Source organism: Psychrobacter sp. JB193 (assembly GCF_002285555.1).
In the GTDB taxonomy this organism is placed as follows: Bacteria; Pseudomonadota; Gammaproteobacteria; order Pseudomonadales; family Moraxellaceae; genus Psychrobacter; species Psychrobacter alimentarius.
Window position 1 is genome coordinate 889,642 of record NZ_NRGY01000001.1, and the last position, 11,543, is coordinate 901,184.

The 11,543-nt window shown below is 42.1% G+C and carries 10 protein-coding genes; 4 read left to right on the forward strand and 6 right to left on the reverse strand.

Going from position 1 to position 11,543, the window contains the following annotated elements:
* Positions 1-23 precede the first annotated feature (23 nt).
* Entirely contained in the window at positions 24-935 is a 912-nt protein-coding gene (locus tag CIK80_RS03790) for a lysine exporter LysO family protein (protein ID WP_095568931.1), read from the forward strand.
* A 5-nt stretch (positions 936-940) separates the two neighbouring features.
* Here the strand turns inward: CIK80_RS03790 and CIK80_RS03795 are convergent, their stop codons facing one another.
* The 3 genes from CIK80_RS03795 to CIK80_RS03805 all read right to left on the reverse strand — a co-directional run bounded on the left by CIK80_RS03795 (position 941) and on the right by CIK80_RS03805 (position 4,875).
* The gene (locus CIK80_RS03795; RefSeq protein WP_095568932.1) at positions 941-2,176 is read right to left on the reverse strand and encodes a PIN domain-containing protein; all 1,236 of its coding nucleotides are present in this window, start codon (positions 2,174-2,176) and stop codon (positions 941-943) included.
* A gap of 37 nt (positions 2,177-2,213) precedes the next feature.
* A complete protein-coding gene (locus CIK80_RS03800) occupies positions 2,214-3,473 on the reverse strand; it encodes an FAD-dependent monooxygenase (RefSeq protein ID WP_095568933.1) in 1,260 nt (419 codons plus the stop codon).
* A gap of 103 nt (positions 3,474-3,576) precedes the next feature.
* Positions 3,577-4,875: an FAD-dependent monooxygenase gene (locus CIK80_RS03805; RefSeq protein ID WP_095568934.1), complete on the reverse strand. Its 1,299-nt coding sequence runs from the start codon at positions 4,873-4,875 to the stop codon at positions 3,577-3,579.
* A gap of 685 nt (positions 4,876-5,560) precedes the next feature.
* Between CIK80_RS03805 and CIK80_RS03810 the strand changes: the two genes are divergently transcribed.
* Both CIK80_RS03810 and ybeY read left to right on the forward strand, forming a co-directional pair.
* Positions 5,561-6,649, forward strand: coding sequence for a PhoH family protein (locus tag CIK80_RS03810; protein ID WP_095568935.1), 1,089 nt, complete (start codon positions 5,561-5,563; stop codon positions 6,647-6,649).
* A gap of 200 nt (positions 6,650-6,849) precedes the next feature.
* A complete protein-coding gene (gene ybeY / locus CIK80_RS03815; protein WP_095568936.1) occupies positions 6,850-7,455 on the forward strand; it encodes an rRNA maturation RNase YbeY in 606 nt (201 codons plus the stop codon).
* Positions 7,456-7,498: 43 nt separating this feature from the next.
* Here the strand turns inward: ybeY and CIK80_RS03820 are convergent, their stop codons facing one another.
* Positions 7,499-8,374 carry a mechanosensitive ion channel domain-containing protein gene (locus tag CIK80_RS03820; protein ID WP_095568937.1) on the reverse strand — a complete coding sequence of 292 codons (876 nt, stop codon included), beginning with the start codon at positions 8,372-8,374 and terminating at the stop codon, positions 7,499-7,501.
* A gap of 84 nt (positions 8,375-8,458) precedes the next feature.
* Positions 8,459-9,346, reverse strand: coding sequence for an energy transducer TonB (locus CIK80_RS03825; RefSeq protein WP_095568938.1), 888 nt, complete (start codon positions 9,344-9,346; stop codon positions 8,459-8,461).
* A 350-nt stretch (positions 9,347-9,696) separates the two neighbouring features.
* Here CIK80_RS03825 and CIK80_RS03830 point away from each other — a divergent pair, with 350 nt between their 5' ends.
* The gene (locus tag CIK80_RS03830; protein WP_179288347.1) at positions 9,697-10,506 is read left to right on the forward strand and encodes a hypothetical protein; all 810 of its coding nucleotides are present in this window, start codon (positions 9,697-9,699) and stop codon (positions 10,504-10,506) included.
* Between the two features lie 128 nt (positions 10,507-10,634).
* On the opposite strand, the gene CIK80_RS03835 is transcribed toward CIK80_RS03830, so the two are convergent.
* The gene (locus CIK80_RS03835) at positions 10,635-11,477 is read right to left on the reverse strand and encodes a ferredoxin--NADP reductase (protein WP_095568940.1); all 843 of its coding nucleotides are present in this window, start codon (positions 11,475-11,477) and stop codon (positions 10,635-10,637) included.
* Positions 11,478-11,543 lie beyond the last annotated feature (66 nt).

Here is an 11,543-nt window from a genome sequence, read left to right on the forward strand (position 1 = left end):
AAAAATGCTGCGAGCCTACCACCATGCACAGCCTAATCACTCTTGTTTTGGTATTGATGCCAATGTTCATTGGTTTTGCCATTCCTTCTAACCCAACCATGACCAAGTTTGCAGACAAAGGCCTGTCTTATTTGGTGTTTGTCATCTTGGGACTCATTGGTATTGAGCTGTCACAAGTGGAAGGCTTAGGCAGTCAGATTGGCGAGATCGCTTTATACGTGACGGTCTTATCGATACTCACGGTTGGGACAGGTTTATTCGCTCTTATGTTGTTTGACCACATGCGTCCATGGCATGCTAAAAAACCCAGCGTAAAGTCAAAAGCGCATCGCGTCAGTATTCGTGGCAGCTTAGCGCAAGTATTTTGTGTGGCGATTGGCATGATAATCGGCTATTTATTACCCGCTGACTACATGCCACCTGAAAACACCATGACCGTGCTGCTAATGATATTAATTTTGTTAGTGGGTATTGGGTTGAAGGGTTCAGGCATTACCTTAAAAGAAGTATTACTGAATAGACGCGGCGTAGAGATGAGCATTATCTTTACGCTGTCAGTATTGGTCGGCGGACTGATTTTTGCATTGATGTTCACAGATGTTTCATGGACGAAAGGCTTAGCGTTAGCCTCAGGATTTGGCTGGTATTCGCTCTCGGCGATTGTGATGACGGATGCTTATGGCGCAGTTTGGGGCAGTGTCGCGCTATTTAATGATTTGGTACGCGAGTTTTTTGCGTTACTCTTTATTCCTGTTTTTATGCGTAAATACCCGTCTGCTGCTGTTGGGCTTGGTGGCGCGACCAGCTTGGATTTTACTTTGCCGATTATCCAGCAATCAGGTGGTCTCAAAGTTGTGCCGCTGGCGATCAGTTTTGGCTTTATTATTAACATCGTCTCGCCAGTACTGATGGTGTTCTTTTCGGCGCTTGGGTAAATTAATCATATTTTATAGCTCAGCTTGTTAGTATTTGATACTACGATAACTTTATTATTAACCATCTGTTTAACAAGCTTATCAATTACTTTAGGGTCTTCATTACGTAGATGGCTTTTGAGATAGTTTATTAAACTTGATTTCTTGGATGGTCGAGTGCCTGCAGGTCTATTTTTTATTAATGCAACTGCAGTTTGATATATCGTAATAGAAGGTTTGCTCTTTTCAATATTGGCTTGTGAATTTTTACTTAAATTGACTCTTACATCACCGAAGGATGAATAATAGATAGCTTTATTATCTTGTCTTATCAAGCCTTTCTTTTTAAGGTATATCACAATTAAATCAACTTGTTGCTTATCGTTTAATTGGCGATAACTTGCAAGTTTTTGCTTTATGATATTATTTAATCCATCAATTTCTTTAGCTTTGCTTAGCAAAACTTGATGAGTTACTAAACCCAATATTCCTTCACTATCTACCTTATAACTTAATTTTTCTTCATTTTCATCAGGTATGATGAGCCCTGCTTTGACAAATTTTTTGAAAACCTCTTCAAAAATATAATCTTGCTGAGTACTATTAAATCTCTCTAATACTGTCACTGGGATATACTTCTTCATTGAATATAATAGGTTAGATTTGTAGCTTGGTAAGAACACTTTTCGTTTGACTATACTATCAAACACGGAAATATAAAACTCGTTTATAACCGTTGCTTTAGGTATATCATTCGCAACAGTTTGAATTAAAGATTCTTTCTCCTCCGTTGATACGCTATTAACGTTATCGCACAAAAAATTTTGATTATCTTCGACAGTGATTTGGCTTTTTTCTATATCTAACGCATTTTTTCCATTTGATTCATAAACTATATTGAGTTGATTAGTACTTGCTGATCGCAAAATTTTCATACCGTGATAGGCACTATTAAGATGCTCAACTAAGACATCATAGCCACTGTCTCTTGCTAAAATAAAGACATCAGCATTAGAATCAATTTCAGAGATTTTGCCGAGATAAAAAGATAAATAAAAATCTAAGGCATTTTTTCCCACATGCTGCATCTTAATAATATGGGTTTTTTCATTATCAAACCTGAGCAAGGTTTCAACCAATTCAAGTGGTAGGCTTTTCTGCTGATTGACACCCAAAAACAACCATATATGACAATCTTTTGTCTCTATATTATCAAAGCTTTTGGGTTGAACATTTTCATAATCAATTAAAATATGCTTCATCGAAGTATTCTTATCATCTAGTAAAAATTACAGTTACTTACACCCCACTCGCCTGCTTTGCAAACAAGCGCATCAATGGCTTGATTTTACCGACGCGGTACATGCCTTCATTACGGATCTGCTGCACAGGACGAGCTTGAGCAAGCGATCCTGCAAACAACCAGTTAAGTGCAGAAAAACTGTGCATCATCAAGCTATTGTGCGGACGGCGCGAGCGCTCATATGCACGTAAGGTCTGATTGCTGCCCCAAATCTTGCTGCCACTACGAGCAAAGTCATGGGTTAACTGCTTGCTCAATACTTGCACATCGAGCATGCCTAGATTTAATCCCTGACCTGCCAGCGGATGGACGCCATGCGCTGCATCACCAATTAAGACTAAGTTATCAGCGACGTAACTTTGCGCTTGTTGCGCCATTAATGGAAAACTGGCGATAGATTCAATTTGTCGGATAGCACCAAGCTCATAGTTCGTCGCAGCCGCAAGCTTATCCGCGATAAAGTGATCCTCTTCCTCTAGTAGTGACAACGCTTGATTGCGCGGCAATGTCCAAACGACTGACTGCCAGTAGTGTGGATTGGCTTTGTCCGTATCTGTAATATCAGCCAAAGGCAATAAGGCTAAAGTCCCCGTAGGCAGCATGGCTTGGCGCGCCGTCGCTTGATGCGGCTTTTCTGTTTGAATGGCACAGCAAATCGCAGTTTGATGATAATCTAAGGTATCAAGCCCAATGCCCGCTTGCTGACGCACAAAGGAGTTTCGACCATCTGCGCCAACCACTAGCGCGGCCTCAATGATTGTGCCGTCATCTAAAGTCACACGATATCCTTTATCAGCGCCCAGCCAATCTATGTTTACCACTTTTTGACCTGCGACAACGGTGAGATAGTCACTGACTGTCTCGTCATTGACGCGCTGCCACAGTGCATGCTCAATGACGGTAGGCTCAACCATACTACCCAGTATGTCAGATGCGACGTTTTGGCTATCGCTATCACCGAACAGCAACTCGCCCATACCATTCAATTGCCATACTTGCATTTGCGAATAGTCTGCTTTGCGTTTGGAGGCCGCAATTTTTTGCCACGCCCCTACGTCTTCTAGAAGATGGATACTGGCTAAGCTTAGCGCATAGACACGGGCATCGCGCTTATTCAATACCGCTTGCCACATTGATTCATCACGTGCAGGACGAGCATCAATCAAAGTCACTGGCATTTTTGCTTGCGCCAGCTTTAATGCAAGCGTGGCACCAACGATACCGCTACCTATAATCAATGTATGGTTGTTTTTCATGGAATATCCTTTATTAAGCGGTGGTTTGCTCATAGTATTTATCGCTTCATTATTTAACACGATGGTAATACGCTTTTAAGATTTTAAATTGAAGACTTCAAATTTAAGATTTTAAGCCCATCGCATAAGTCGCCACTAACGGTTTAATATTCGGTAGTTTGTCAAATGCAACCAAAGCCACGTTTCGCGCTAGCTTCACGGCTGGATTGGTATGTGTAAAGCCATGCACCACGGCATCACAGAAGCGGATGACTCGTTTTTGATCCGCTTTTCTGGCTTTCTCATACCGTTGGAGCAATTGCGTGTTTCCAATGTCGTCGCCTCTTAACACTTGTGCATTCATCATTTGCGCCAAGACATGAGCGTCTCTCATACAAAGGTTAAAACCTTGCCCTGCCACAGGGTGTAGAGTATGAGCAGCATTACCCATGATGACGCAGCGACCCACCACCTGCCTGTCTGCCAACACTCGGGTTAATGGATATGCGCCGCGTCGACCAGCAGCCATAAACGTGCCTGCCCGTTGTCCAAATCCTTGCTGTAACATCGTCAGAAAATGCGCGTCATCTTCTAGGTACTGCGTCTCTTCCCCTTTTGGACATATCCAAACGACTGAGCGTCTATAACCTTCTTGATGCTCATTGTTGCCATCGCCCTCTGGATCTGTCAGTGGTAGGACCGCTAATGGGCCTGCTGGACTAAAGCGTTCAATGGCGGTATGGAGATGAGGTTTGTCTGTCTCAACCACGCCCACAATCGCACTTTGTCCATAATCATAAGTCGTCGTATCGATATCTAACAGTTGACGCACCGTAGAGTCACGTCCATCACAAGCAACCAAAACACTGGCTTGCAATTGCTGCTCATTTTTCTCATCGCCGTCATGGTTAAAGCTGAGTATGACACTGTTGACATGCTGTTCAACCGCTATCACATTGGCACCATCAATCAGCGTAATCAATGGCTCTTGTTGAGCCGCTAATAATAGCTTACGTCCAAGCCACGCATTTTCGATCACTTGCCCAAACGATTCGACCTTTTCTTCCGCTTTATTCAATTGAGCACGCCCAAAGCTACCCTGCTCACTAATCTGCACCGTATCGATGCGACACGCATGGCTTTGTAGCTCATCCCACAGACCAATCTCTTGATAAATCTGTACTGTACGGCGTGATAGTGCCGTATTGCGACTGTCTAAGTAATGACTGCGGGTTCTATCATCGGTAGGACTAATGTCTGGATAACGGTTTTTTTCTAATAAGGTGCTAGCGATGCCATGATGCGCCAATAGCAATGCAAAAGACAAGCCTACATGGCCCCCTCCAGCGATAAGTACCTGCTGCTCAGTGACTGCTTCTTTCGTTGTAGCCTGCGATAAATTTGAATCCGTTTTTTGCATCATGGTTGTTCCTAATTGTTATGCCTATTGCTATTGATTGAGTCTGCGTGCCAAATACGCTCATCTATAGTCGATTTACTTTAAAACCGATACAGTGCTACGGAGATAAATGTTGCGCCGTCTCTGTTTCGCAGCGCGCAAGAAACATTTATACCAGTAGCATGTGGCTATTCAAGTCTCTGTTTTATATCGACCCAACTATATTATTGTTCTCTCATTATTCTATTATTGTACGCCAGCTTTATGTCCAATTATAAAAGGGGTGATATGACTCGTAGATTACCATAAATTGCCTTTTCCTTTGTGCTCTTAACCGTACATAAAACGTGTATCAATCGCATGTCAAGTTTAGGATATTTGAGATATCCTCTCTTGAGTCATACAAAACAAAAACCACTTGAGGTAGTTGCAATCGTCATACAAAAACAGGGCTATCTGGCGGATGTACTGCTTGAAATTTAAAAACTATCTACCATAATAAAGACAAGGCATTTATTTCTCTTCATAACCAATAACCAATAACCAATAACCAATAACCAATAACCAATAATAACTTTTAAAACATTGCCGTTATTTTTATCTCTACGATCTAAAATTAATAACTATTTTCCGTTTAAACCCGTCACTTTATTAAAAATACATCCTAGTATCGGGTACACAACATAAGGATAATCGCTTGACTGATTCCATGAGCCGCCGTATAAAGTTTGAATCATTGACACCAGCCCAGCTAAAAACTGTACTTGGTGAATACAACAATCACATGAAATATATCCAAGAACGCCTCGACATCAAAATCAGCCAACGTCAAGGCGATTTTTGCCTCAGTGGCGATGTGACTGGTGTCGAGCGCGGTGAGCGCATTATATATAAAATGGTAGACGAAGCCCAAAACTCAAAAGACATCAGCGCAGAAGAGTTGCACCTCATTATCCAATCGAGCATCTCTCGTGATGAAGACATGGAAGCCGATGAACAAGAAGACGACGATGCAGAGTACGAAAACGAGCTAGAAGCCAGTGAATTTACGCCTATTAGTTTACGCACACGTAAAGGCCGCATCGTCCCTCGTGGCGGCAATCAGCAACGTTATGTACAAAATGTACTAAGCTCTGATGTATCGTTCGGTATTGGCCCTGCTGGTACAGGTAAGACGTATTTAGCGGTTGCCTGTGCAGTCGACATGCTTGAGCGTAATGAGATTGAACGTATTTTATTGGTACGCCCAGCCGTAGAAGCGGGTGAAAAACTGGGCTTCTTACCAGGTGATTTGACCCAAAAAATCGATCCGTATTTGCGTCCATTGTACGATGCGTTGTATGAGATGCTTGGCTTTGAAAAAGTGGGCAAAATGATTGAACGTCAAATCATTGAAGTTGCGCCACTTGCTTATATGCGTGGTCGGACACTAAACAACTCGTTTGTCATTTTAGACGAAGCCCAGAACACCACCCCTGAACAGATGAAAATGTTTTTGACGCGCTTGGGCTTTGGCTCACGTGCCGTGATTACGGGTGACATCACTCAGGTCGATTTGCCACGTGGCCACAAATCAGGCTTGGCACAAGCGATGGAGATTCTAAGCGGTATTGAAGAGATTCATATCACTAAGTTTGACTCAAAAGACGTGGTACGCCATCAGTTGGTACAAAAAATCGTCGAAGCTTACGATGTGTTTGATGAAGAGCAATTGATACTAGAAGAAAAACGCAAGTTTGAGCGCATTAAAGAGCAAGAACGTAGACAAGTGATTGCTAACGCAGCAGCTAAATTATAAACTGGCATGTTTAAGCAGTCATTCTAAAATACAAAACCGGATTACTTCTAGAGTAGTCCGGTTTTTTGCTAAAAAAATATAACGTTGGCAGCACTATATTTATTTTATATTGGATTGATTATGCAGTCAGGCAACACTGAAATGTTTGAGATAATAATATTTAGAGACATTGTCTCATCAACCGATAAAAGGATAATGACATGAGTCAGTCTAACGATGACCAAGATCACGTAAATGATGACATGACTAATAACGATGCAGACTTAGTAGCACTCGATATCAATGCGACTGAAAGTATTGATGATGAGATACTGGATACCTTTTATCAGCGAGATAAACTACGCACGATTATGATGGCAACGTTAGATTATGTGAATGAGCGTATGCCTCAAGGTTTGACGCTGCCTTACTTTGAGGATATTGATCCTGAGCGCTGGCAGTCAAAAACAAAAGCGCTGGACATATATATTACTGATGAGATTGAAGGACAGGCATTAAATCTGGAAGCACGTGATAAAGATTATGCAACCAACATTCTATCTTACCCAAGCGATTTGCCCATTGCTATCATTGAGCTAATGCCCACATTACCGCTCGGTGAGCTCGTTATCTGTCATGACGTTATGGTGCGTGAAGCCGAAGAGCAGAACAAAGCAGTAGATCAGCACATCAGCCATCTGTTGATACATGGGGTACTGCATCTACTGGGCTTCGATCATGAGCTTGGACAGGCCGAACAAGATGAAATGGAAAGGTTTGAGATCGATATTTTAGCAAATCTGGATTTGCCAAATCCATATGTCTAGATTAGGGACTTTTTACGGTCCCATTTTTAATTGAGGACATGCTTTAGTCTTTTTTCATCGGTAGTTTTTGTGATTCACCCATTTGGTTAATCATTTGATCCAGGCCTTTGACATGGACACTACGCTGCGGGAATGGAATCTCAATTTTCTCATCGTCTAGTGCCACTTTGAATTGTTCTAACAACTCACACTGCATTGACCACCAGTCAGCATTGGTGGTCCAAACATTCAAAGTCAAATCCACCGAATTATCGCCCAAGTTGGTAACACGCACGATGGGCTCAGGATCAGTAAAGGCCAATGGGTTATTTCGTGCCAAGTTAAGCATGACGGTTTTAGCCGCTTTAATATCTGCGTCGTAACCAATACCGACTGTGATATCAACACGGCGATTGGGCAACGATGAATAATTGGTGATTGCTGAAGTTGTGATATTACCGTTTGGAATGATGATATCGTGGTTATTGGTCGTCGTTAAATGCGTATTGACCAAAGTAATTTCGCCCACTGTACCAGTGAAACCATTGATTTGGACATAGTCGCCACTGACAAATGGGCGGAAAGTCACAATCATGATGCCAGCTGCAAAGTTTGATAACTGATCTTTTAATGACAAACCAATGGCGACCGCTGCACCACCCAAGATCGCAACGACAGATGTCGTCTGCACGCCTACCTTACTTAAAGCCGCTAGGGTAACCACGACGAGTAAAACGCCATACAATAAGCGACCTAAAAAGCTGGCGACCGTGTCATCCAAGCGACTTTTTAGCATGACTTTATGAGCGATACTTACTGCCTTTTTGGCCAACCACAGTCCGATGACGAATATTAGAATGGCCAACACTAGCTTGGTTGTTAACACTACTGCACTAGCGGTTAGCGTGGCGATATCGATGGTAAAACCTAAAAATTCCATACTGACTCTTTATTCTATAAATGTTTTGATAAACTCATGTTAATATTTTTTGATGTCTGTCTGTGTAGTACTTAACCACAAATGTTAATAAGTGACATCGACTTTGTCACTATAGCGATACGTCCGTATCAGGCGCAACTCTACAATATTTTTCATATCTTTGGTAAATTGACCAAAAGGCGCCGCTTGACGCACTGATTGTTTTGCCGCTTCGTCTAGTATTGTCGAGTTCGAGCTCTCTAGCAGACGAATGGCTTTAATATTGCCATCGTTATTAATGATGACCATCAAGCGCACATCACCTGTAATGCCTTGGGCACGAGCTTGTACTGGATAGTGCAAGTTACCAACACGCTCAACATGCTCACGAAAGGTATTGATATAATCTGCTGCGACACCGCGCGTGGTCGAATTGCTATCCATCGTCACGACTTTTGATTTGGTCGTATAGACTTGCTGACGCTGGGAGAGCTGTGCTTCTAACGTGGCAATTTTTTTGCGTAGCCGCTCTTCTTGTTCCATGGCATCGTCTTGTGCTTGTTTGCTATCATTATCAGACTCAACCGCTGCTTGACGCCAGCTCAAAGTGGTGCGTAGATAACTTTCTTGATAGCGCTGCTGACGAACTTGCCGCTGTAAATTGATGACGTCTTGCGTCTCACTCATTTGTTCAGCGGACAAAGGACTGGTTTGATCAGTCTCTTGCCGCAGCGTCTCCTCTATTGTGCCACCACCTTCTTGTGACGCATTGGCAATAAAATGCGCGTCTTCATTTGGTTGCATGTTGTCCGTGAGGGCTTTTGCGACGTCTTGCATCATTGCAGCGGGATCTTTACCCATCGAAAAGCTGATACCAAAGATAATCCCGACATGTATCGCAACAGCGATCACAATCGCGATAGGCAAACCCAAATCACGCTTGGGCGCTTGAGCAGAAAAATGGTAACTTTGTGAATCTTTGATATAGGCCACAATAGGTCTCAGCGGATAAAAATCAAGTCAAACAAATAAAAAGCACTATTGCTACAGAGCCTAAAACAATGCCAGTGCTATCATAACATGACATAGAATTATACTGCCAGTATAACTGTGATGCCGTATTTTCACTCACTTTTGCTATGCCAGCAGCTCTGATCGGCTGATTAATAGGCCCAGTAGCTTCAAATAAAATAGATCGGTGGCAATGATGTTTTTGTTATGACAATGTTTGTTTTACTTTAGCAGCAGGCGTCATCAAATGAATTACTACAAAGTGTAGGTGTTTATTTTGAAGCCATCACATTTACTATATACTGTTTTATAAGTATTAAATAATGACCCCTATTATAAGGATAATAAGTTTGAGTGGCTTTGATAACATAAATGACAACGTGAATGATTCAGACAATTTCGATGAGTTTTTCGAAAATATGGGTGACCGTTTTGACGAGTCATTTAGCGGAGGCTGGGAGCGCCTTACTCAGTCTATTAAGCAAATATATAATAAAACGACTGACAAGCTAGAAGACGAAATCGCTCTGCCCGTTGCCCAAAAATATGTCAACGACGCCTTGCAAAAATTCGTCACTGATAACGTAAAAGCCATTTTAGAATTGCGTGTTGAGATGCATGACGACTGGTTTCGATTATTCTGTACAGTCAATACCAGTGGCATTTATGCTGAGGTGGCCAGTAATTTTAGCTTGGTCCATGTGCAGCTTGATCGTAATGTTCAGCGCTTTGTTTTTGGGCAGCAGACCTATACCGATGTACTCAACCTACGTTGTGAGTCGTTTCTCAAACGTCAAGGGGTTAAGCTTTTCATCTGGTTTTATCATAGTATCCTCAAAAAAGATCCTTTAGGATTTATTCTGTCTTATATCAATATTGCTCGTACAAAAGATGAAGTCATTTATCTTGATATCAATCGTTGGCTCAAGAGCAACAAAAAAATCATTAGCACGCTGCATAAGGTTCAAGTGAACTATGGCGAGCTTGAAGAAGAACAGATGATTTTGAAAACACAAATCAACTATCGGGATTTACTGGCTGCCAGTAGCAATGAAGATATCATTAGCGATGATGATGAACCGCAGCTGATGCAAGGTCCCATCAGACCGATAGAGGATGCCACCGAACCCAGCCAAGTTTAAAGTATATTTGCTTTTTTATACCATAACGCGGTCTCTGAAAGCCTATTTACTTTTAGAGACCGCGTTATGGTATAAAAAATAGCTTACAGATGGTCAATATCAACCCTGTGTCTGCTCACAGCTGATACTTACCAATAGTTTTCTACTGCAATATTACCCTCACCGCGTCGGTTCATGACCAACCCTAACGATTTTAATGTCTCTTTGGTATCTTCTACCATGTCTGGATTACCACATAGCATGACATGCGTACTATCGATATCCAGCTCGATACCTGCTCGCGCTTGTAAAGTACCCTCTAACAACAGCTTTGGCAAACGTTCTGTCAATGCCCCTTCGACAGACTCACGAGTAACAATAGGAATAAAGGTCAACGTCGCCGGGTTATCTACCAACGAACCAAAGTCTTCTTGCAAGCTTTCAATCTTCTCCAGATAAGCAAGCTCCTCCGTTGAGCGTGCGCTGTAGGCAAGAATAATATGCTCATAATCTTCCCATGTCTTTAAATCTTGTAGCATGGATAAGAAAGGAGCCAAACCAGTACCAGTCGCTAGTAGCCATAGATCTTTTGGCAAGGGTTTTTGATAACGGGCTAAGGTTAGAAAACCAAATGGCATTGTATTGAGTAGCAATTCATCGCCTACTTGCAAGTGTTGTAACTGCGAGGTAAATGCACCATCTGGAATCACGATAGAGAAGAATTCTAGCACTTCGTCAAAAGGGGACGACACTATTGAATAGGCACGAAAGATATCTTCATTCAATGCTGTATTCGCTGCTTCATCAACGCCATCATCAGATACGTCGCTTTGCTGCTTATAATACTGTAATTGGCTAGGATTGACGCCCAAACGTACAAATTGACCTGCGGTAAACTTAAAACTGTCAGGACGGCTCACCGTAAAGCTAAATAGATTTGGTGTCCATGTGGTTTTGCTGAGCACCGTTACCTTTTGAATATTGTCACTCATAATAATTGTTCACCCACCTAGTATTTATACTTATTGAATTGTTAGACGCTACAAACGAAAAGATGC